The 22,131-nt window shown below is 58.8% G+C and carries 20 protein-coding genes and 1 pseudogene; 4 read left to right on the top strand and 17 right to left on the bottom strand.

Annotated elements, in window-relative coordinates; all coding sequences use genetic code 11:
- Nucleotides 1–76: 76 nt before the first annotated feature.
- On the bottom strand, nucleotides 77–1,042 hold the full coding sequence (locus ACR2R1_RS16835; protein WP_434111039.1) for a CvpA family protein: 966 nt from the start codon (nucleotides 1,040–1,042) through the stop codon (nucleotides 77–79).
- A gap of 265 nt (nucleotides 1,043–1,307) precedes the next feature.
- On the opposite strand from ACR2R1_RS16835, the gene ACR2R1_RS16830 reads away from it, so the two are divergent.
- Together ACR2R1_RS16830 and ACR2R1_RS16825 are read left to right on the top strand one after the other, a co-directional pair.
- Nucleotides 1,308–1,778: a hypothetical protein gene (locus ACR2R1_RS16830; RefSeq protein WP_133718704.1), complete on the top strand. Its 471-nt coding sequence runs from the start codon at nucleotides 1,308–1,310 to the stop codon at nucleotides 1,776–1,778.
- A 172-nt stretch (nucleotides 1,779–1,950) separates the two neighbouring features.
- The gene (locus tag ACR2R1_RS16825; protein WP_133718705.1) at nucleotides 1,951–2,292 is read left to right on the top strand and encodes a zinc ribbon domain-containing protein YjdM; all 342 of its coding nucleotides are present in this window, start codon (nucleotides 1,951–1,953) and stop codon (nucleotides 2,290–2,292) included.
- A gap of 159 nt (nucleotides 2,293–2,451) precedes the next feature.
- Here the strand turns inward: ACR2R1_RS16825 and ACR2R1_RS16820 are convergent, their stop codons facing one another.
- From ACR2R1_RS16820 to ACR2R1_RS16790, 7 genes are all read right to left on the bottom strand, one after another.
- The gene (locus tag ACR2R1_RS16820; protein WP_077731503.1) at nucleotides 2,452–2,886 is read right to left on the bottom strand and encodes an NUDIX domain-containing protein; all 435 of its coding nucleotides are present in this window, start codon (nucleotides 2,884–2,886) and stop codon (nucleotides 2,452–2,454) included.
- Between the two features lie 99 nt (nucleotides 2,887–2,985).
- A complete protein-coding gene (gene dinB / locus ACR2R1_RS16815; protein WP_434101513.1) occupies nucleotides 2,986–4,089 on the bottom strand; it encodes a DNA polymerase IV in 1,104 nt (367 codons plus the stop codon).
- Between the two features lie 668 nt (nucleotides 4,090–4,757).
- Entirely contained in the window at nucleotides 4,758–5,141 is a 384-nt protein-coding gene (locus tag ACR2R1_RS16810; protein WP_086134932.1) for a DUF427 domain-containing protein, read from the bottom strand.
- Between the two features lie 61 nt (nucleotides 5,142–5,202).
- A complete protein-coding gene (locus tag ACR2R1_RS16805) occupies nucleotides 5,203–5,586 on the bottom strand; it encodes a VOC family protein (protein ID WP_133718706.1) in 384 nt (127 codons plus the stop codon).
- A 60-nt stretch (nucleotides 5,587–5,646) separates the two neighbouring features.
- Nucleotides 5,647–7,263: an ATP-binding protein gene (locus ACR2R1_RS16800; protein WP_434111037.1), complete on the bottom strand. Its 1,617-nt coding sequence runs from the start codon at nucleotides 7,261–7,263 to the stop codon at nucleotides 5,647–5,649.
- 340 nt (nucleotides 7,264–7,603) lie between these two features.
- Nucleotides 7,604–8,323, bottom strand: coding sequence for an RES family NAD+ phosphorylase (locus tag ACR2R1_RS16795; protein ID WP_434111035.1), 720 nt, complete (start codon nucleotides 8,321–8,323; stop codon nucleotides 7,604–7,606).
- The gene (locus ACR2R1_RS16790) at nucleotides 8,289–8,669 is read right to left on the bottom strand and encodes an MbcA/ParS/Xre antitoxin family protein (RefSeq protein WP_133718708.1); all 381 of its coding nucleotides are present in this window, start codon (nucleotides 8,667–8,669) and stop codon (nucleotides 8,289–8,291) included. The genes ACR2R1_RS16795 and ACR2R1_RS16790 overlap by 35 nt, the downstream gene beginning before the upstream one ends.
- A 339-nt stretch (nucleotides 8,670–9,008) precedes the next feature.
- Between ACR2R1_RS16790 and ACR2R1_RS16785 the strand changes: the two genes are divergently transcribed.
- The gene (locus ACR2R1_RS16785) at nucleotides 9,009–11,513 is read left to right on the top strand and encodes an AMP-binding protein (protein WP_434111033.1); all 2,505 of its coding nucleotides are present in this window, start codon (nucleotides 9,009–9,011) and stop codon (nucleotides 11,511–11,513) included.
- Nucleotides 11,514–11,739: 226 nt separating this feature from the next.
- Here ACR2R1_RS16785 and der read toward each other — a convergent pair whose 3' ends face one another.
- The 7 genes from der to ndk are packed head-to-tail and all read right to left on the bottom strand — an operon-like array spanning nucleotide 11,740 to nucleotide 18,735.
- Nucleotides 11,740–13,131, bottom strand: a complete 1,392-nt coding sequence (gene der, locus ACR2R1_RS16780; RefSeq protein WP_434111031.1) for a ribosome biogenesis GTPase Der — start codon at nucleotides 13,129–13,131, stop codon at nucleotides 11,740–11,742.
- 3 nt (nucleotides 13,132–13,134) lie between these two features.
- Nucleotides 13,135–14,490: an outer membrane protein assembly factor BamB gene (bamB, locus tag ACR2R1_RS16775; protein ID WP_434111029.1), complete on the bottom strand. Its 1,356-nt coding sequence runs from the start codon at nucleotides 14,488–14,490 to the stop codon at nucleotides 13,135–13,137.
- Entirely contained in the window at nucleotides 14,490–15,125 is a 636-nt protein-coding gene (locus tag ACR2R1_RS16770; RefSeq protein WP_156881118.1) for a YfgM family protein, read from the bottom strand. Before ACR2R1_RS16770 ends, bamB begins: the two co-directional genes overlap by 1 nt.
- A gap of 27 nt (nucleotides 15,126–15,152) precedes the next feature.
- Nucleotides 15,153–16,421: a histidine--tRNA ligase gene (gene hisS / locus ACR2R1_RS16765; RefSeq protein ID WP_434111026.1), complete on the bottom strand. Its 1,269-nt coding sequence runs from the start codon at nucleotides 16,419–16,421 to the stop codon at nucleotides 15,153–15,155.
- Between the two features lie 40 nt (nucleotides 16,422–16,461).
- Nucleotides 16,462–17,232 (bottom strand): type IV pilus biogenesis/stability protein PilW, encoded by a 771-nt coding sequence (pilW, locus tag ACR2R1_RS16760; protein WP_434111024.1) that lies wholly within the window; start codon nucleotides 17,230–17,232, stop codon nucleotides 16,462–16,464.
- Nucleotides 17,229–18,329, bottom strand: a complete 1,101-nt coding sequence (gene rlmN / locus ACR2R1_RS16755) for a 23S rRNA (adenine(2503)-C(2))-methyltransferase RlmN (RefSeq protein ID WP_434111022.1) — start codon at nucleotides 18,327–18,329, stop codon at nucleotides 17,229–17,231. The genes pilW and rlmN overlap by 4 nt, the downstream gene beginning before the upstream one ends.
- The gene (ndk, locus tag ACR2R1_RS16750) at nucleotides 18,304–18,735 is read right to left on the bottom strand and encodes a nucleoside-diphosphate kinase (protein ID WP_077731515.1); all 432 of its coding nucleotides are present in this window, start codon (nucleotides 18,733–18,735) and stop codon (nucleotides 18,304–18,306) included. The genes rlmN and ndk overlap by 26 nt, the downstream gene beginning before the upstream one ends.
- Nucleotides 18,736–19,550: 815 nt before the next feature.
- Here ndk and ACR2R1_RS16745 point away from each other — a divergent pair.
- A complete protein-coding gene (locus tag ACR2R1_RS16745; protein WP_434111020.1) occupies nucleotides 19,551–20,501 on the top strand; it encodes an IS5 family transposase in 951 nt (316 codons plus the stop codon).
- Nucleotides 20,502–21,140: 639 nt separating this feature from the next.
- Here ACR2R1_RS16745 and ACR2R1_RS16740 read toward each other — a convergent pair.
- Nucleotides 21,141–21,464: a YbbC/YhhH family protein gene (locus tag ACR2R1_RS16740; RefSeq protein ID WP_086133836.1), complete on the bottom strand. Its 324-nt coding sequence runs from the start codon at nucleotides 21,462–21,464 to the stop codon at nucleotides 21,141–21,143.
- Nucleotides 21,461–22,093 (bottom strand): annotated as a pseudogene (locus ACR2R1_RS16735) (RHS repeat-associated core domain-containing protein); the annotation flags it as partial. The pseudogene ACR2R1_RS16735 and the gene ACR2R1_RS16740, both read right to left, overlap by 4 nt.
- Between the last annotated feature and the right edge of the window lie 38 nt (nucleotides 22,094–22,131).

Below are 22,131 nucleotides of genomic sequence, written 5' to 3'. Positions count from 1 at the left end.
GTCGAAGGACTTAATCAGAGCTTCCTTAACAGTACACTACACGGATTGGTCTGCACCTGCTTGAATTGCCGGCCGCTCAATTCCGGAATTTTTGCGTCACGATCAAGCCGTGAACGCCGCCGTCCATGATGCCGATACCGACACGCCCGAATTGCGGCCGCAAGATATTCGCGCGGTGGCCGGGCGAGTTCATCAAGCCGGCGTGCGCGATGTGAACGCTGGGGGCGAGAGCCAGGTTTTCGCCGGCGATCAGAAAACCGACATTCGATTCGCGCATTCGGTCGAACGGGCTTTTACCTTCCGGAGTGTAATGAGAAAAATAACCGCGGGCGAACATGTCGGACGAATGTCTTCGCGCCACTTCGGTCAAGGCGGGATCGATCTTCAGCGGCGAAAGTCCTTCCGTGGCGCGCTCGCGGTTGACGAGTCCAAGCATTTGCTCCTCGAGCGCCGGTCTCGGCTGCGGGGCTCCGACCCTGAACGGCAACGAAATATGCTCGTCGGATTCCGGGTAAACCGGAAGCCGGCGGTTCAGCCCGTGGGTAAGCGCATCTTCGAAAATCGGCATCAGAGCCGTGGTCAGCCGTTCCACCAGAACCGCGAAGCGGTTCGCCGTCCCGCTTTCGCGGGCATCCTCGCGTAGATCGCCCGGCAGCGGGACCACGAACAACAAGGCGGCGGCGATGGCTGCCGTTATCAGCCCGTTGGCCAATCCCGGAAGCGTGCCGAACAGGTGATTGAAGAGCCGTCGGTGAATGCCATGCGGCAAGCGTTTGAGCAGCGCATTCCCGAGCAGCCCGATGGCCAAGCTGGTGAGCAGAACGATGAGAAGAAACGCGGCAGGCTGCTGCCACGTACTCGACAAACCGGTTTTCGAACCCAGTAAATCCGCCACCGGTCGATAAAAGAACCAGGCCGCAAGCAAGCTGCCCAGCCAGCGCAGAAGATTGAGAAAACCCAGGATGAAACCGCGCCGCCATCCACCCCAGACGGCGAACAGAATCAGCAGAAGAAGGAAGACGTCGATGACGTTGAAGGCCATGTCGATAATCCCGTTACCGGCCGATGCACTTTATTAGATGTCCGTGGTTGCGCATTTGCTTGTCGATGCGGTTCCTATCCCTGAATCGATCGAGCAGCCCCCGCCGCGGTTTGTCCGGCCGCCCTTCTCCGGAAAGGAACCCCGGTTCGCCCGGAAGGTCATCTTTCGTAAAGGGCGAGCTGCCGTTTCGCAGGGAAGTAGAGCGGAACGGCGAGCAATTCGGGAAAGGATCGCACGGAAGCCGGACAGCCGGCGGGAGATAGCAATGCGTACGAACAGCAACGGCAGTTTCGATGCACTGATTTCCGGGACGATCGTCGGTATTGCCACAACGCTCGCGGCGGCAGCGTGCGGCAAGGCCGAGCGTTCCGGCGCCGTGGCGCCTTTGAACGCCGTGAGTCACGTTACCTGGGGCGACCGGGCCGCCCGGCAGAACGATGTCAGCCTCAAATACACGGGCACCGGATTCGTGCTCAATCACGCCGCGGCCGTTCTGTGGGCGAGTCTCTACGAACGCTGGTTCGGACGAGCCGCCGAGTCGGGCGATGTCGCCAGAGCATTGACGGGCGGAGCGATAGTCGCTGGCCTTGCCTATCTGACGGATTATCATCTGGTCCCCGAGCGCCTGACGCCCGGATACGAGAAGCGCTTGTCGGGCAAGTCGCTGGCGACGGTTTTCGGCGCGTTGGCTTTGAGCCTGCCGCTGCGCGGATTGGTTCAGCATTTGAGACGCTAACCCTCGCTTCGAGAGAGCTTTTCGCCGCCTTGCCGGACGGAGCCGTTCACGGCGATGACCGTCATTCCGCTTCGACGTAGCCGGTCTGGATTCTCTGTTGCACATGCATTCCGTTCTTGGGCGGTTACCGATCCCTTATAATGCACACCCCAACTTATTTTTGAGCGGAATCATGTCCACTATCCCAGCTTGCCCCCAGTGCACTTTAGAAAACACCTACCCGGACGGCGACAATTATGTGTGCGCCGACTGCGGCTACGAATGGCCGATCGAGGAAACCGCGGCCTCCGACGACGACGCGGATGCGGTCGTTAGAGACGCCAACGGCAATGTTCTGTCCGACGGCGACACGGTCGTGCTGATCAAGGATCTGAAAGTCAAAGGCTCGTCCATCACGCTCAAAATGGGCACCAAGGTGAAGAGCATCCGTTTGGTTGGCGGCGACCATGAGGTCGACTGCAAAATGGATAACGGCAATTTCATGCTGAAGGCCTGCTTTTTGAAGAAGGTCTGATCAGTCGCTTCTGGCCGATAGCGCTCTTATTCCAAATCGCTTTCAATCAGGCATTCATTTTCGTACGATGAATGTTCACTCGAATGTCGAATGGAATTGCGCCGGGATTTCGCAAAGCTTCCATCCCGGCCTACAGGCTCTATCGATTCCGGCTCTCGTTCACCGCAGCGGCGCCACTCGTCCGGTCGCCCGGAATTCCCGGTAGTCCTCGAGCACCTGGGCATGGTCGAAGACCAGAGGCTGCGGCAGTTCATCCGGCATGACCACGCTGCAATGCTTGGCATCGTCTGCGGCTATCGGCTCGCCGCTAGCCTCCGCGACGTACACGACGGTTACGGTATGGCCTCGAGGATCTCGCTTGGGGTCCGAATAAATCCCCAGCAGGGCAATCAGGCGAACCTCCAGCCCGGTTTCCTCTTGGGCTTCGCGTCTGGCAGCCTGTTCCACGGTTTCGCCTATATCGACGAAGCCACCCGGAATAGCCCAGCCTTGAGGCGGAAAGGCACGTTCGATCAAGACAATGGGCCGGCCGGGCCGGTCGGTCAATTCGATGATAGCGTCGGCGGCAAGGGCGGGAGTCATCGGTCGCGGCATGGCGTTTTCCTGTCGTTCAAGCCTGATCCGATAGACACTTTATCAAATCCAAGTTCTGAGAAAAGTCGGGCGTGGCTTGGATGGCCCCCTTGGACAAGGTCAGTCCGGCGCGAACAGGTCCAACGTCACCGGACGTTGCGCGTTTTCCAGGACTGAAAAGCTGACGCCCAACAGGCGGACCTTGCGCCGGCCGGCTTCGGTGCGATTTAGAAGTTCCGCAAGGTGGGGCCGGACATCGCGGATGTCGCGGAAGGGCCGATCCAGGGTTCGGGCGCGGGTGACCAATTCGAAGTCGTCGTATTTGACTTTGACGGTGAGGCCACGAGCTTGTAGGCCGTGCCGGGCCAGTTTCTTCAGAACGCCTTCGGCGAGTTTGGCGAGGTGCTGGCACATTTCGGCCCGGTCCGAGAGGTCGGCGGGAAAGGTGGTTTCCGCGCCCCAGGATTTCCGCGGGCGGTTGGGGACGACCGGCCGCTCGTCGATACCGCGGGCGATCCGGTAATAGTGCTCGCCGGCCTTGCCGAACTGCTGTGTCAACGTGGCCAGCGGCAGGCGTTCGAGATCCCGGCCGCAACGAATGCCCAGCGCGAGCATTTTCGCTTCGGTGGCTTTGCCTATGCCGTGGAAGGCGCCGATGGGGAGTTCCGCGATGACGGCCCTCCCCTGTTCCGGCGGAATCAGGCAAAGCCCGTCGGGCTTGTGGCGGTCGGAGGCGATCTTGGCGAGAAACTTGTTGTAGGAAACTCCCGCGGAGGCGGTGAGCTGGGTCGCTTCCCGGATGCGCCGCTTGATTTCCCCGGCTATTCGCGTGGCGGAACCTTGGAGAATCGGACTTGCCGTGACATCCAGATAGGCTTCGTCCAGGGAGATGGCTTCGACCAGGTCCGTGAAGTCGAGGAAGATGGCGCGAATTTCCGCCGAGACCGCCCGGTACACGTCGAACCTCGGCCGAATGAACACTGCCTCGGGACACAGCCGGTAAGCCTTGGCCGCAGGCATGGCCGAGCGGATACCGAACACCCTCGCCTCGTAGCTGCACGTCGCCACCACCCCTCGCGAGTTCGGGGCGCCGCCGACCACCACGGGTTTGCCGCGCAATTCGGGAAAGTCCCGCTGCTCCACCGCCGCGTAGAAGGCATCCATGTCGATGTGGATGATCTTTCGTGGGCGTTGGGGCGGCGGAACTTGATCAGAGCCGTTCAAATAGGGTCACCGGGTCTCGTTAGGGCTGCTGTCGGACTGCAGTCTCGAGCCGGCTGTCGCGGGCTAGAGCATTTTCATATCTACTGTACGGGCACTCGCGCGTAGGTCGGGAATCCTTTCCCGACGCCACGTCCCCGCCGAGCGTCTTCGTCGGCAAAGGGTTGCCGACCTACGAATGCTTGAATCCATTCACCCGAGCCGAAGGCGCCAACGACGTCCGCCAAGCTGGTTTTGCCGTACGAGCGCGATGAAAACGCTCTAAAGCCCGCTCCCACGGCAAGATCAATTGCAATCAATACCTGGAAATAGAAACGGCTCCAAGGATACCCGGACCTCGATCTCATCCAAAATGATGTATCCCGCCGGGCGGCCGTTGCGCTAAAAGCGGTCGTCGGTCGGTGTCAAGTCTTGTCGGCGAGACAGCTTTGTCGGAAGGGGCGTCCTGGCGCTCCAATCGCAAACGGTCTGGCCGGGAGCGCCGGCCAGACCCTTCCCAGGACGACCGTTTGCGATTGGAAGGGGGACTTTGGTGCTCCCAAAGTTCCCGTTTGCGATTGGAAGGTCGCGACTAAAGCGACGTTTGCGATTGGAAGGGTCGCGACTAAAGCGACCGTTTGCGATTGGGAAGGAATTGCCGACCTACTTACCCCCGAATTTCGACATGCTGCCTAGGCCCCAACTTCGACACGAATGTCCGAAAACTTGTCGTCGTAAAAGGCGATCCGGTCTTTCAGTTCACGATGCTCTTCGTAGGGGTCCTCGTAGGTCCAGACCGAATCCTCGAGTTTCGTTTCGCCGAGCTTCAGATCGAAGTAATGAGCGGTCCCCTTGAACGGGCACTCTGTCGTGGTATCCGAGCGTTCGAGCCGATCCAGCCTGACGTCGGAACGCGGGAAATAATAACGCGCAGGATGTCGGTCTTCGTCGACTTCGATCACGTCGCGCGAGTCGGCAATCACTTCGTTGTCGATTTTGACTTGCACTCTTTGACCGAGATGCTTTTCTTGCACTTTATGCTCTGGCCATTTTTGGTGTCCGGGCGATTTTTTCATGTTGACCTCCTGGCTTCTTGGCCATGATCGATGTCAAAGGCAGTCTCTACGGCCCGCATGCCTATCGGCCGCTGCCGTAGGGACGGGTGATAATCTCCAGAAGATGACCGTCCGGGTCTTCGAAATACACTCCGCGGCCGCCGTCGTTGCGATTGATCTGGCCCGGCCGGTGCTGGCCGGGATCGGCCCAGTACTCGAGACCCTGCTCGAGTATGCGGCCGAAGATCCGATCGAAGTCGTCTTCGCCGATCAGAAAAGCGTAGTGCTGCCAGGCGATCTCGCCGTCGGTCTCGTAGAAATCGAGCGAAACGCCGTTGCTGAGCTCAACGACGAGGAAAGGTCCGAACGGTTTCGGCGCCGGCAGGCCGAGAATTTCGGTGAAGAACGTCGCCGACTTCCGCTTGTCCCGGCACGGGACGATGGTGTGATTGAGCTGTACGCTCATCTGCGATGCTCCCTGACGCCAAGTCTGTTAGCTTTGTGACCGAACGCAAGGTCAAGCAGTTCAACCCGGCTTCGCCGAATCATCGATCTCGCTGATCGGCAGTCGGACAACGAATTCGCTACCCTTTCCCCGCCCCTCGCTAAATGCTTGTATGGTGCCGCCGTGCATCGCCACCAGACTTTCGACCAGCGATAGGCCGATCCCCAAGCCCCCTTCGGTGCGGTCAAGAGTCCGGTCCACCTGGTAAAAGAGATCGAACAGATGACACAACGCCGCCGGATCGATGCCGCGCCCGTTATCGCGGACCCGGATGGCGACCTCGTCGCCTTCGCGTTCGACGCTCAGCCCGATTTGCCCTCCCTCATCGGTGTACTTGGCGGCATTGTTGAGCAGATTCGAGACCACCTGCGCCAGCCGCACGAAGTCGCCTTCGACGTGGATAGTTTCCGAAGGCAGTTGCACGCGGAGTTCGTGCCGGCGCGCGTCGATCAGGGGACGGCTGGTTTCTACCGCGCGCTGCACGATATCGGCCACTACCAGCAATTCCCTGCGCAGTTCGATCTTGCCGCGGGTGATGCGGGATACGTCCAAGAGATCGTCCACCAGCCGGGCCAAATGCTCGACCTGCCGATCGATAACATCCCGCGTCCACTGAAGCTTGGGATCCTCCGTTCCCAATTTGCGCATGATTTGAACGGCGTTGCGGATCGGCGCCAGAGGGTTGCGGAGCTCGTGGGCCAGCATGGCGAGGAACTCGTCCTTCCGGCGGTCGGCCTCGCGTAACGCTTCCTCCGCACGTTTGATCTCGGTAATGTCCTGGAGGATGCCGCGGCCTTGGGAACGCGGGTAAGCCGCGCCCCGGAAGTGTAAAGTTACGAAAATTCCGTCGGCACGAGTGCCCTGCAGTTCCAGGTCAAAAGCCGAATCGGCGGATGCGGTGTGCAGCACGTCGAGCACAGCTGCATGATCCTGAGGGTCGATGAACTGCAGCAGTCCCTCAAGATTGCACGGAAAGTCGCTTAAGGGATCCACCGCAAAAATGCGGCGGATGTTTCCGTCGCACAAGAGCTTCTGATCCACCGGGTCCCACTGCCAGACGCAAATGGCGGCTAACGCTTGGAGATCCCGAAGTTGCTCCTCGGACAGTTGCAACGCGACTCGCTGGCGGAATCGACGAATCAGGAACCAGGCATGATCCGCGATCGCCTGGAGGGATGCGAGATCCTCGTTATCGTAGTCGACTGTTTTGTTGCCGACACCGACCAGCAGCACCACGCGATCATCGTATACGACCGGCACCCCCAAATGGCGCACCAGATGGACATGACCTTCCGGATAGCCCTGCTTGCGACTGAGCCCCTGGTAATCGTTGTGAACGTAGGGCCTGCGATGGCGGGCGCAGTCGGCCCAAATACCGGCGGTGCTTATCGGGTAATGGCGTTGATATACCGCTTGGCACTGGCGAAGGGTTGCGGCCGACCAGGTACCTAGTTCGATAGTCACCTGGTCTTCATTGACCAGATGGAAGTAGCCGACTTCACTGTCCGTCACTGCGACCGCCGCCTCGATAGCCGCGGAGTACAATCCGGGTTCGTCTGCGTCGAGAGCGTGGCGATATAAGTCCAGTAACGCGGATTTTGCCTTGTCGGGGATTGGGGCTAAGGGCGTATTAATCATTGATAAGAAATCATGTCACAGTGAAACAAGGCAGGCTTGTAGCCTTTCTCACCATTCTGGCCCGATGGCAAGAACGAGAGGGATTAGGGGCGCATGACGCTCAACTTCACAGCAACGTAAACAAAACTTCGATTTAGGCCCGCGTGTAAACCTTATCACGCGATCGCGAAGAGGTCCCAAGGGTCGGTTGTATCACGCTCTCGCCGCCCGGAAGGTTTATCGTGTCCCTTTAATCTGGAATCGAAACCGAACGCATCGGTATTTATTGATAACTGAATGGCAAGAACCCGCAAGTTCGACCATTTTTTTCGGACAATGTTTTCGTTTTTTTGCCTGCCCGTCAGAACTCGAAAGCCCAGCTTTCCCGGTCCAACTGGCGCTGCAGCACGATACGGCGCGGCGGCTGGATCAATAAGGTCCAGGTTTGCTGATTGTTGCGGTACGGCTCCTTTACCGATTTGAAGGGTTGGGGATTCAGCACGGCCAGGCAGAAGCCGCCCGGCGCGCGCACCGATTCGTAACGAATCAGGCCGACCCCGGCTTCCCGTGCCTGTTCCGCCAGCAGCTGCGTGCCGGCGTAATCGGAAGGATGCGTCCAGGTCTCCCGATGGGACACCAGGGGCGGCTTCGAAAGGTCGATAGCCTTATCGGCGGCGGCATGAAATTCGAACAGGGTCAGCTCGACGCTCGCCGGACGGCCTGACAGGCCTTCGCTGTCCAGCCAGAACCGCAACCGCCAGTAGCCGCATTCGGCTGTGGCCGTTCGGCGATCCTCGGCGCCGTAAAAAACGCCGGGGTCGGTGCGCCGGCGAAATCGAGAACCGCCCGGCAGCGGCCAATAGCGGAACGGCGTCGCCAGCAGCCAGTGCAAGCCTTGGGCGTCAGCGGGCAGGCGCGGCTTGGCCTCGTCGAGGATGTCTTCCAGCAATGTCTGATCGTCCAGATTGCCCGAAGCGAGGTGCATGGTCGCAACCCGATGCTGCGCCTCGACTGCCCGCCAGCCGCTGCCCCGCCAGGGGCGGGATTCAGACGTGAGCGCGGTGGGCGTCCAGGTACTCACAGGCATATATCAGGCCGTCGACCCGCTTGATGACCTCCAACGGCCGCTGCCCGTCAAAAGCGCGGTTGGCCGATTTCAGCCAGCTTCGGGCCAGTTCGTCGTCGCCGCCGACCAGCGATGACAGGGAACGATACAGGCGGACGAAATGGGCGGCCAGCTCCCAGGGTTTGCCGCCTTCCGGAAGAGCGTATCGGCCGTTCAACAGCCGGGACGCGGTCGGTTGGCTGGCGCCGATAATGCTTTTCAGATCGCTGGGCCCCAATCCCAGACGGCGAGCGGCCTCGATCACTGCTCCGGTGAGGACGCGCGAGCGGTCTGTGGCGGGGGCTGAAGCTGGGTGTGTCATGGGGTCTTTCCTCTCTTGCTTGCCAACGTGTTTATTCTATTGAATAACCCTATCATAAAACACACCGTGTGAATATCCGTTAACAGCCGGATGCACGCCAGATCTACCGAGACGATTATTTCGTCGATCCATCACTCCTGATCCACTTTCTCGATGCGAAAAATACTCGGTTGGCGGACAATCCTAAGCTCGGCTCTCCGTTCCGAAGGTCGAACATGAAAGCAAGCGTGCGTAATCGGCCGGAAGGTGTGGTCAAACCTATACGAAAGCGCTTGATGAGTTTCGAAGTCGCGATCCAGCCGACGAGGACGTGAAAAAGACCGACCGCCCCAAACCGACATGAAGAAAAACACCCTCCTAGCTCAAGAAGGCCGGCATCCCGATGACTCGCTAGCCGCGTTCTTCGAACGGCAAACCCGGCGTCACGGATCTCGGGAAGCCGTTCGCTATAGGCCAAGATACCGCACCATTCGCTGGAGTTACGACATGCTCGGCGAGCGCGTGTTCGGATTGGCACAAACGCTGGCCGCACACGGCATCGGAACGGGCGATCGGGTCGCTCTCTGCGCGGAAAATTCGCCACACTGGGTTGCGGCCTTCTTCGCCATCCTGGCCCGCGGCGGCGTGGTGGTGCCTCTGAATCCGAAAAGCACTCCGGATCAGATCGACCGGATCAGCAAATCCGCCGAGCCTAAGTTGGCCCTGCTATCCCCCTCGCTCGCCTGGCCCGACGAGGCCGTGCCGTGCTTGCCGACGGCCGACTCGTCCTACTCGGCGAACGAAGCCGCGGCCATGCGGGACAAAGCCGTCTTCGAGAACTCCGGCGGGCTCGCCGAAATCATCTACACCTCGGGGACGACCGGCGATCCGAAAGGCGTCATGCTCTCTCACGGAAATCTCCTGGCCGATCTCGACGCCGTGATGAAAGCGGTGCCCTTGACGCCCGACGATCATATCCTCACCTTGCTCCCCTTGTTTCACGTGTTCGGTCAAATGACGAGCCTCCTGTGCTCGCTGTACAGCGGATGCTCGGTCACCTATATCGCCGCCCCGACGACCCGCGCCATTCGGGAAGCATTGACCTACACGCCGGCGACTCATCTGGTCGTGGTGCCCGAAGTGCTCAAGACCATGATGGATCGTCTGGAAAGCCGGCTGGGCCGAATCCCCGGTTTCCTCCGGCGCGCGCTGCGCGACCGCATCCGTTCCCGCATCTCCCGGACACTCCGGACCATCGTTTGCGGCGGCGCTCCGCTCGATCCGACGATCGAGGACAAATGGTGGAACCTGGGTTTCGAGGTCTTGCAGGGCTACGGACTCACCGAGACGAGCCCGGTCGTCAGTACCAACACCTCCACCGCCCATCGCGCGGGATCGGTCGGAAAGCCTCTGGACGGGGTCGAGGTCAGGTTGGCTCCGGACAACGAAATCCTGGTCCGAGGCCAGATCGTGATGCAGGGGTACTATCGGGATGCCCAACGCACCGAGGCCGTTCTGGACCACGGCTGGTTCAAGACCGACGATGCCGGACGCTTCGACGAGGACGGATTCCTGTACGTCTTCGGACGCAAGAAATACATGATCCTGGGGCCGAGCGGCGAAAACGTCTTTCCCGAGGATCTGGAAGCCGAACTGAGCCGGGTTCCCGGCGTCATCGACAGCGCCGTAGTGGGCTTGCCGAGGAACGGCCGGACCGTCGTTCATGCCGCGCTGCTCTGTGAGCCGAACCGAGCCGCCGGCGCCGTGGCCGAAGCCAACCGGCATTTGGCGCCGCACCAGCAAATCACGAGCTGGTCTGTTTGGCCCGAGCCCGATTTCCCGCGTTCGGTCACGCGCAAGGTAAAAAAAGAGGAAGTCATCAAAAGACTCGGCAGCGAACCGGCCGGCCGGCCGTCTCAAGGCGGGCGGATCACGCCGCTCAAGCGGCTCTTGGTCGAGGTGACGCAAACGGAGATCGGAGAAATCGACGATTCGACGCGGATCGTAGCCGACCTGAACCTGGATTCTCTACTGCGAATCGAGCTGGTCTCGCGGATCGAGGACGAATTCGGGGTTTATATCGAGGAAATGCAGATCACGCCGGAACTCACGGTCGCCGATTTGGACGCGCTTGTGCAAGGCCAAAAGGGACGAATGCCCCAGTTGGGGCGTTATCCACGCTGGTCGAACTCGGCTTGGGCCGGCCGATTGCGGCCCGCGGTAAATCAGGTTGTCTTCCGCTGGTGGCTTTCGATCTTCTGCCGCTTGCGCATAAGCGGCGAGGAAAACCTGACGAATCTTCAGGGACCGGTGCTGTTCATGGCGAACCACCGCAGTTTTCTCGATCCGGTCATCGCGACCTGGACGATTCCAGAAGTTATTCGCTCGCGCCTCGGCATCGCGGCCGGCACCGAGGTTCTCTACGGCAAATACCCTTGGTTCGCGCCGCTGGCGGAACTCGCGTTCAATGCCTTCCCGTTTCCCACCGGAACCCACGAAAACATCCGGCCGGGGCTCGATTATATCGGCCGCATGCTCGACGACGGCTGGAACATTCTGATTTTCCCCGAGGGAGGACTGAATCGGTCCGAACGGCCGCTGCTCGATTTGAAGGGCGGCACCGGCGTGGTCGCCGTCGAAATGGGCGTCCCCGTCGTGCCGCTCGTCATTCAAGGCACCGAGAAAATCCTCCCTCCCGACACCCTCGTGCCGAAGAGGCGGGGTCAAGTGAGTGTCCGCTTCGGAAAGCCCTTGAATTTGGCAGGACAGGAATACGCCGACGCGACTGCGAGTATCGAATCGCATCTGCGACATTTACTTGAAGATCGGGAAAACCGCGAATCAGCTCGTCGTAGGCCGGAATAAGCGCAACGTTTCCGGCACCGGTTCCCGGCGATGAGTCCTTGTCCCCGACATCGTTTGACCCAAACCAAGATGTCGGGAAAGGATTCCCGACCTACCAGACGGCCCAGGCCCGTAAGTCGGCAATCCCTTGCCGACAAACCCGCTGGATCGCGGAAAGGGTCGCGAATAAAGCAACCGTTTGCGAGCGGGCGCTACCGCAGACCAAAAATGCTCTATCCGAAGACTGTCAGGTCTTTTTCTTGTGCCTGATCAGGCGCCGACGCTTTCGAACCTGGCGGGCGGAAAGAATGTTGCGTTTGCCCTTGAACGGATTCTCGCTGCTCCGGAACTCGAGCTTGATCGGCGTTCCCTGTATGTCCAAGGCGTCCCGGAAGACGTTGATCAGGTAGCGTTTGTACGCCCCCGGCACTTCTTCCGTTTGATTGCCGTGGATCACGATGACCGGCGGATTCTGGCCGCCCTGATGGGCGTATTTGAGCTTGATGCGCCGGCCGCGAACCAAGGGCGGTTGGTGCGCGACCAGGGCGTCCTGAAGGATTTTGGTTAGCCGCGAAGCGGACAAATCCCGCGTCGAAGCCTCGTAAATGGCTTCCACCGTATCCAGCAGATTGCCCACGCCCGTGCCGTGCAGCGCTGAGATGTAATGCTTTTCCGCGAAATCAAGGAACGGCAGTTTCAAATCGATCTGGCGCCGCACGTTGTCTTTCTGGTCCGGACTGAGCCCATCCCACTTGTTCAGGCCGATGATGAGCCCGCGGCCGATTTCCAGAACCATGCCCAGGAGATTGGCGTCCTGATCGGTCACGCCCTCGCGGGCATCGATCAGGAAAATCACCACGTGGGCCGTTTCGATCGCTTGCAGGGCCTTGATGACGCTGAACTTTTCGATGGTTTCCGAGACCCGCCCGCGGCGGCGGATGCCGGCGGTATCGATCAGGGTATAGGCTTTGCCGTGACGCTCGAAGGGAATGTAGACGCTGTCCCGCGTCGTTCCGGGCTGATCGTAGACGACTACCCGCTCCTCTCCCAGAATGCGATTCACCAAGGTCGATTTGCCGACATTGGGACGCCCCACCACGGCGATGCGAATGCCGGGCGATTCTTCAGTCATTTCCGGCTCTTCCGGAGCCGGCAACTTGGCTTCCAGCTCGTCCAGCAGCGTATCGATTCCGATCGCATGGGACGCCGAGATGGGGTGGGGCTCACCGAGGCCGAGAGCGTAGAACTCGCCCGCAACGACCGCCAAATCCGCCCGGTCGATCTTGTTCACCACCAGAAGAACGGGCTTTCCGGTCTTGCGCAAGCGTTCGGCAATGGCTTCGTCGCCGGCATTGAGGCCGTGACGGGCGTCGACCAGCAGCAGGATCAGGTCCGCTTCCTCCAGCGCATAACTAACCTGGCGCATAGCCTGTTCGTCGATGCCGAGTTCGGTCTCGACGATACCGCCGGTGTCGACCACGAAATAGTCCTTTTGACCGCGCCTTACCCGGCCGTATTGCCGGTCTCGGGTCAAGCCAGGGAAATCCGCCACGAGCGCGTCGCGGGTCCGGGTCAGATAATTGAATAGGGTGGACTTGCCTACATTAGGGCGGCCCACCAGGGCGACCACGGGCAACATAAACTACTCCAATCGCAAACGGTCATCCGGGGAGCGCCCGGATGCCCCTTCCAATCGCAAACGGTCATCCGGGGAGCGCCCGGATGCCCCTTCCAATCGCAAACGGTCATCCGGGGAGCGCCCGGATGCCCCTTCCAATCGCAAACGGTCATCCGGGGAGTTCCCGGATGACCCTTCCACCGCGATGGCGGCCAAGGTGCCGCCGCTGGTATAAACGTAGATGACGTCGTCGAACACGACTGGCGTCGCCGCGATTGGGCTCTTGTCCACCCTGACCCGGCCCACCAAGCTGCCATCCTCCTGGGAAAGCAGATGGAGATAGCCCTCGAAATCACCTACCACGACATAGTCCTTGACCAAAGCTGGCGCCGTCAAACGCCGGAAGTGCAACTCGTCCTGTTTCCACAGATCGGCGCCGTTGCGCACGTCCAATTGCCAAACATCGCTGCTGGCGTCGGTTACGAACAGCGAGCGGCGGGCCGCCGCCATGCCGGTGTAAGAAGATAGTTCGGCCTGGCGCCAGAGCACGTCGCCGTCTTTTAACGATACGGCGGCCACGCCGCCTTGATAACCCGTCACGTAGATGGTGTCTCCTTTCACGATCGGATCGGAATCCATATCGACCAAACGCTCTATTTCGGAGCGACCGTGGGGCAACGCAATCGTCGCCTCCCATTCCGGTTTGCCGTCAGTCAAATTCAGGGCGATCAGCTTGCCGCTGCCATAACCGTCCAGCACGAAATCGTCTGCGATTGTCGGCGAACCACGGCTGCGAATCGAAAGTGCCGGTATCGTCCGGTCATGGTACCAGCGCGTCCCACCGGTATTTTCGTCGAGCGCGGTAATGCGCCCGTCGCTGCTCCGTATCACCACCGTGTCGCCTTCGACGCGCGGCAAGGCGAGAATCTCGCTGGACACGTTGGTTTTCCAAAGCACCGAACCGTCGCCGTCATTCAGCGCCACGATCTCGGCGTTGCTGGTGCCGAGTATGAGCTTGCCCTCACCCGCCACGGGTCCGGCGGAAACGGCCAGCTCAATATCCACGGACCACAGCTTGTCGCCGTTGAGACGGCTGCGCGCCTGAACTTCGCCCTTGCGGTCGGCCGCGAAAATCTTGTCTTCGGTGACGGCGGGAACCAGGTTCACATATTGCTCGGCATAACCTTTGCCGATATTGACATCCCAAAGCACCGTCATCTTGACCGCGGGCTCGAAATCTTTGAGCTCCGCGGGCGGGTCGGCATTATCCGAAGCTCCGAAGTACTCTCCTATACCGGAGGCTGCTTCTTTCAGTGGACCAAGCGCACTACAGCCGGTCAGCAGCAGACCGCACAAAAACAAGACCAGAAAACGGCGCATCAGGACCCGGCTGGTTTCGGCGCGGCCGGTAGATCGTTAAGCTTCAGCTCCAGCAGCGGGGAAGCTTCGCCGAATTCTTTCGCGGCTTCGTAAGCTCTACGGGCTTCGTCGGGCCGGTTGGCGGCCGCGTACAGATCGCCTTTGAGCTCTTGGTAAAGACCCGCAAACTTGCCCATCTGTTCCGCGGTCAACGGCTCCAAAAGGCTCAGTGCCGGACCGGTTTCTCCCGAAGCCAGCATCACCTGGGCGAGACGGAGCCTTGCGATATGCTTGAAGTTTTCGTCCTTGGTTTTTGCAAGCGTCTCTTCCAGAACGGCCTTCGCGCCAGGCAAATCATTGGAATCGACCTTGAGCTTGGCGAGCAGCAACCGGGCGTAATCGGCATAGGCGCTCGACGGGTACGTGGCGATGACCCGCTCGCCCAATTTGATCGCGGGTTCCGTTTGCTTGGTTTCCGACGCCTTCAGCATTTGCAGATAAAGATTGGAAGCCTGCTCGTTTTGGCTGCGCACATTGCCCTGCCACATGTTCCAGCCGATGATGAGCGCGACGCCCAGAAGAACACCGAGAATCAGCGATTGCCGATTTTCTTTCCACCACCGCTGGAGCGCTTCTAAGCGCTCTTCTTCTGTCAAATACGTTTCCACTCGAACCTCGTCGCGTTAAATGAGTGCTTGCAAAAAGGGGATCAGCTCGGATTGCGAAAGGGTCGTCTGGCCGGCCTCGGTGCGTAAGTATTTGATGCCGATCAGCTGATCTCGCGCCTCATCTTCACCCATGATCAGCGCCAGTATTGCGCCGCTTTTGTCCGCCCGTTTGAATTGGCTCTTGAAACTGCCGCCGCCGCAATTCACCACCAGCCTCAAGTTCGGCAGGGCATCGCGCAAAGCCTCGGCCAGCACGGCGCCCTTGCGTTCGGCGTGTTCGCCCACGCGGATCAGATAAGCATGGGGCAGCGCCGCGGCATCCAGTTTTTCCGGGGATTCCAGTAGCTCGATCAGGCGCTCCATGCCGAGAGCGAATCCGGTTGCGGCGGAACCTTTTCCGCCCAATTGTTCGATCAGGCCGTCGTAACGTCCGCCGGCGCAAACCGTCCCCTGAGCGCCCAGTTCGTGGGTGACCCACTCGAAAACGGTGCGGCAATAATAATCGAGGCCGCGCACCAGCGTGGGATTCACGGAATAAGCAATACCGGCTTCGTCGAGAAGCTCCCTCAATCGCTGGAAATGTGTTTTGGATTCCTCGCCCAGTTCGTGCGTTAAAACCGGCGCCGCCTGGATCAGCTCGCGCATATCCGGATTCTTGCTGTCCAGAATGCGCAAGGGATTGGATTCCAAGCGCCTCTGGCTGTCTTCGTCGAGCTTCCCATAGTGCGCACGGAAGTAATCCACCAGCTTGGCGCGATAAACATGCCGCTCTTCGGCCGTTCCCAGGGTATTGATTTGCAGTTCGAGCTTGTGCGCGATGCCGAGTTCCCGCCACAGCCTGGAGCTCAGCAAAATCAGCTCGGCATCGATGTCGGGGCTCGCCATGCCGTAAGCCTCGACACCCACTTGGTGGAACTGGCGATAGCGGCCCTTCTGCGGACGCTCGTGGCGGAACATGGGTCCCGCATACCACAGCCGGTTGATCTGATTGTGCAGCAGGCCGTGCTCCATGCACGCCCGCAGGCAGCCAGCGGTACCTTCCGGACGCAGCGTCAGGGAATCGCCGTTGCGATCCTCGAAGGTATACATTTCTTTCTCGACGATATCGGTGACTTCGCCGATCGAGCGCTTGAACAGTTCGGTCCTTTCCACCAACGGCAGACGGATTTCCTCATAGCCGTAGCTCGCCATGACACGGCGCACCACCGACTCGACATGCTGCCAGCGCGGCGTGCGATCGGGCAGTATGTCGTGCATGCCGCGAATCGCCTGAATCTTTTCCATAGTCGAAAGGGTTGTCGTGGGGTTATTTAAGAAGCGGGAGTCAGTCTACCGAAATGTAGCGCTTGGCCTGCACGGCTTCCTTGGTATTTGGAAATTTCGACCGCAGGGTTTTCGCATAGTCTCTGGCTGCATGGAAATTGCCGAGACCGGCTTCGGTCTCGACGCCGATCCAAAGCGATCTCGGATCCGGTTCCGCCACGGCGTGATAGCGCTCCAAAAACGCGCGCGCAGACATGCCCTGACCGGTTTCGCGGCTCAGCTCGGCCATCTCGATCAACGCCGGCGCAAAGCGGGGATCGTATTCCAGCGCCTGACGCAGATACTGCTCGGCTTCCCCATTTTGACCTGCCGACCGGGCGCAAATCCCGGCATTGGTGAGCGCGATCCAGGGCGAGTTATAGAGCTTCGAACCGATGACTTCCCGGAACTGGCTCATGGCTTCGGCGTACCGGCCCTGCCCGCACAAAAACCGGCCGTAGTTGTTGCGGACGCCGAAGTTTTCGGAATTCGCCGACAAGGCCTTCTTGAACTCGCGCTCGGCGTCGGCCGGCTGATCCAGCCGCTGATAGAGCACCGCCAGCGCGTTGTAGGCCTCGCTGTTTCGTCCGTCCAGTTCGGCGGCCTTGGTCAGATCCTGTAGGGCCACCTCGTAGTTGCCCGCTTCCATGTATTGGATGCCCTTTCGAACATAAATGTCGGATTGGCTGAGCGAGCCGTAGGGATCGTTAGGACGGGTATTGTGCGTCTTCGACGCTCCGCAGGCCGCGAGCGCCACACACACTATCGGACCGATCAAAACCCGGAATTTCATGACTGTACAACCTGTAAGCGGTGGTGCCTGCGCGTCCGGTCGTTCACCCGCCCCACCAGCTGGCCGCAGGCCGCGTCGATGTCGTCGCCGCGCGTTTTGCGGGTCGTGGCGATCAATCCGGCGGCGTGCAGCATGTCGCTGAACCGGCGTATGGTTTCCGGACCGGAGCACCGGTAATTGGAACCCGGAAACGGGTTGAACGGAATCAGGTTGACCTTGGATGGCACGTGACTCAAGAGGCGAATCAAGGCCCTGGCGTGCGCGGGCGTATCGTTGATGCCGTCAAGCATCACGTATTCGAAGGTCACTTTGCGGCGATTTTCCCGCCCGACATAGCGCTTGCAGGCTGCCAGAAGCTCCTTGATCGGGTACTTGCGGTTGATCGGCACCAATTCGTTGCGCAATTCGTCGTCCGGCGCGTGCAGGGAGACGGCCAGGGCGATATCTGACACTTCGGCCAGCCTGTCCAGAGCCGGAACGATGCCTGAGGTGCTGAGCGTCACCCGGCGCTTGGAGAGCCCGTAGGCGAAATCGTCCAGCATCAGGCTGGTGGCGGCGACAACATTGTTGAAGTTGAGGAGCGGCTCGCCCATGCCCATGAGGACCACGTTGGTCACCCGGCCTTCACCGAGTTCGCGCCGCGCCACCCAGAGCTGGCTGATGATCTCGGCGGCGCTCAGGTTGCGATTGAACCCCTGCCGCGCCGTGGAACAGAACGAGCATTCCAGAGCGCAACCCACTTGGGACGATACGCACAAGGTGCCGCGCCCGTCTTCGGGAATGAAGACGGTCTCGATGCGGTTTTGGTCATCCAGTTGCAGCAACCATTTGCAGGTGCCGTCCGATGATTTCTGCGCATAGGCGATCTCCGGCACGCGGATTTCGCAACGTTCGGCCAGCCGCGTCCGCAGCGACTTGCTCAAATTGGTCATCGCCGAGAAATCGGCGACGCCGCGCTGATGTATCCATTGCAGCAACTGCGTCGCACGAAAAGGTTTTTCCCCGATCTCGACGAAGTAGGCTTCCATCGCCTTCCGGTCTAGGCCGAGGAGATTCAGCTTTTCGCCGGAATTAACGGGTGCGGGGGCAGAGCTCATTCTCTTTGAAGAAAAATGCGATTTCCTGTGCCGCCGTATCCGGTCCGTCGGAACCATGCACCGCGTTTTCGTCGATGCTGACGGCAAAATCGGCACGGATGGTGCCGGGTGCGGCTTCCTTGGGATTGGTGGCGCCCATGATTTCGCGGTTCTTGGCGATGGCATTCTCGCCTTCCAGAACCTGCACCATCACGGGACCGGTGATCATGAAATTTACCAGATCGTTGAAGAACGGCCTTGCCTTGTGGACCGCATAAAATCCCTCCGCTTGCTCGCGGGAAAGATGCAGCATTTTAGCCGCGACGATTTTGAGCCCCGCTTTCTCGAAGCGGCTGTAAATTTCGCCGATCACGTTCTTGGCTACAGCGTCGGGTTTGATGATGGACAAGGTGCGTTCGACCGCCATTGGATCTCCTTGATTCGGATTCGCCGGTGTTGTGTAGTGAATGAAAACCGAGCGTTCTCGGCTTTCGGAAAAACGTTCGCCGCCCAGATACGGGCAGATAAAACATTGGGATTTTACTGGAAAATTGAGCCGATGATAAGAAATACCGGCCCTTGAACCCGTTTTCAAACGCCATGAGCAGCATCATGGCGTCGCACGGCAGATTGAAGCCGGCCTTTAGACCGCGAAACCTTCCCCGCAACCGCAGGTCGCCTTGACGTCGGGATTGTCGAAGCGAAACGCTCCGTTGATCCCCTCCCGGCGATAATCCACCCGAAGTTGAAGACTCAACTCGCCGGGCCAGAACTCCGGCCACCCTGGAAACTTATCATTATCATTCCCAAATCGACAGGAGAAGGGCGCAGGCTTTCGTTGTTTGACTTCCATGACCGCGCCAACGGAGTATCAACGGCGCGGGTGGGTTAGCAGAGCATAACCCGCTTTCAGAGATTCACCGACGCCCCCCGGCGCGATACGCGTCGCTGCTTCCCGCAGGGAGGTGGACTGATTCAAAATTAAAAGCAAATAACCAAAGTCTGACCCCTTCGCTCGCAGGAGCGATAAGTCCTATTTCGGTTATCTTTAACGCGTCCGCCGAGTTGCGTGGCAATTTCAATCATCCATTTTAAAGTCTTCTCGTCGGAATTCTTTGTCATCAAATGACTTTTTGATAAAAATAGTTTTCCTGGAATATCCCCCATAGGGTCAAATACTAAGGAACCTCTGAATAAATCGCCATGTTAAGCTTTTCGCCATTCGACTGGAGTGGTGACGCGATGAAACAAATCAGCTTTGCCTCGTTGGCGTTTGACGCCAAGAAGAAACAGACTCGCCGAGAGAAATTTCTGGCCGAGATGGACCAGGTGATGCCCTGGGAGGCGCTGTTGGCGGTCATTGAGCCGCATTACCCCAAAGCCGGACGCCGGGGTCGTCAGCCCATGCCACTGGAAGCGATGTTGCGGATCTACTTTCTGCAGCAGTGGTATGCGCTGTCCGATCCGGGCCTGGAAGACGCCTTGTACGAGATTGAGTCGATGCGGCGGTTCGCCGGGTTGGAACTCGTGGAAGACGCGCTGCCGGATGAAACGACCATCCTCAACTTCCGTCGCTTGCTGGAGCGGCACGAGTTGACCGCCCAGTTGATGAACACCATCAATGATGTGTTGGAACAAAAAGGTCTTTTGCTCAAAGGCGGCACGATGGTGGACGCCACGATCATTCATGCGGCGCCTTCGACGAAGAACAAAGGGAAAGCTCGGGACCCGGAGATGCGGCAAACCAAGAAAGGGAACCAGTGGTTTTTCGGCATGAAAGTCCATGTGGGGGCGGACGTGAACAGCGGCTTGGTGCACACCGTGTCGGTGACGCCGGCGAACGTGTCGGATCTCAGCCAGTTGCCGAACCTGCTGCGGGAAGACGACCGGGCGGTGTTGGGTGATGCCGGCTATGTCAACAACACCTTCAAGCGAGCGGCCCGCAAAGCCGGCGTGTTTTGGGGCGTGGCGCTGAAGGCGCGTCCCAAACGCACGCTGACAAGCGGACAGAAACGGCGGAACCGCAAGCTGGCTTCGGTCCGCAGCCGGGTGGAGCACATCTTCCGGGTGGTGAAGTGCCAGTTTGGCTACATCAAGACGCGTTATCGGGGAATCGCGAAGAACGCCGCCCAAGTCTTCACGCTGATTGGGCTGACCAATCTGTATTTGAAGAGGCACGCGTTGATGAGTTGACGGGCGAAGTCTGCCCGCGGTTCGCCCAACCGGGCGAATCCGGCCGGACGGACCGGAGAAAACCGTGGAAAACTCGGAGGAATGGCATGCTTGCATGGGTTTTTTCAGACAAGCCGGATTCTACTGGACCAATGTGGGCTTTATTCAGAGGTTCCCTAAAGTATCTTTCTCCGCCCTGCTGCCTGTGTCACTTTCCTTGAGAGCAATATCGTTACGCGCTTTGGCTAACGCCTTTAGCTGGGCAAGCGATGGCGGTAAATAATAGAAAAGTTTCTTTCTGCCGAGCCACCACGGGCCATATCGTGTTTTTAGGCCCAGGACTATAAAAAATAAACCTTTCTTTACCGCCATTGCTTTATAAGGGGTGGTTATTTGAACGATTTTATGACACCTGCACCACTGTAAAGTCTATTGACATTGGTCAAGCCCTTACCACGCTCATATAACAGAGGAATTCCAAGGCCATAATCAGCGCTATAATCCCTAACATGATTAGCCCATTGCCCTTTAGTCGTTAGGTCTGCCCAAAGCGCGGTAGGGCGCAATAGCGTACTCGCGTATTGCGCCGAATAAAGGCCGAATTCATGCGGCGGAATACGGGAGTACCCTATTCCGCCCTACGCGAGCTAAATGAGCAGATTATTTACCGTGACTAACTCGGATAACTTTTGCATCTCTTTTTGATATTTCTATCATGGCCACTCCACCCATTAGTCCTTCTGGTAACGTTCCTTTTATTACCCAAACGGTATTATTAAGGACCGCTTTTAGAGGTTTTTGTCTATCAATATTTTCCACACCATATATCGGTTTTAAAATCGCCTCCGCCACGACTACGGCCGTCATCTCGTCGGGAATAAAACCTTCATCAGGAACATAGGAGTGTTCCTGCGCCATAACGCTATAGCTTTCAGCTACCATTAAAAAAAATATAAAAAAGACACGACTTATCCGCTGACTCATTTGGCTCCGCTCCCAACTGTTTGGACGGTGCCGTGAAGTGGGCTATTTGGTAACGGTGTATACATTTTTATCTGTCCTTGAGGAGTGCCGAGTAATCCTGGAAGATTATCTTTGTCAAGATTTCTCTTGTCATCCTCTGAGAAGTTCTCGTTGTCATATCTTTTATCGTAACTGCCATGGGTATGATAGTTTCCGGCAGCTTTGGTACCAGTGGGACATACCCCATCATATGACCAATCTTTTCCACCCTTATTGGGAGGTGTATAAAAACAGCTTCCATTTGCATAAGTACACAGCCTACCGGCATATTCGACGCCATCCTTAATTGATTGCGGATTAATATCCCTAACGGCCTGCTCCCCAGCAGCTTGAGCACTCGGATACTCTGCGTAGGGTTCCAGCCCAAATGGATCGATGTAATTCAGCGGGTTATTCCCCACATAGGCATAGGTATTTAGACCACCCACGAGCCCGATCGGATCGCTCTCCAGATACCGCCCGAGGCTCGGATCGTAATCGCGGAAGACGTTGTAATGCAGCCCCGACTCGCCGTCGTAGTACTGGCCCGGGAAGCGCAGGTTGAGTGTGAGGGGCTGTTGATCGCCATCCGGGTCTTCCTCGGGGCGACCGACACCGAACGGGTCGGAGTCCCAAAACCAGCGCGGTA

The sequence above is a fragment of the Methylocaldum sp. GT1TLB genome, from assembly GCF_051027445.1.
In the GTDB taxonomy this organism is placed as follows: domain Bacteria; phylum Pseudomonadota; class Gammaproteobacteria; order Methylococcales; family Methylococcaceae; genus Methylocaldum.
Note: the sequence above shows the minus strand (reverse complement) of the source record. Positions and strands in the feature narration are given on the sequence as shown.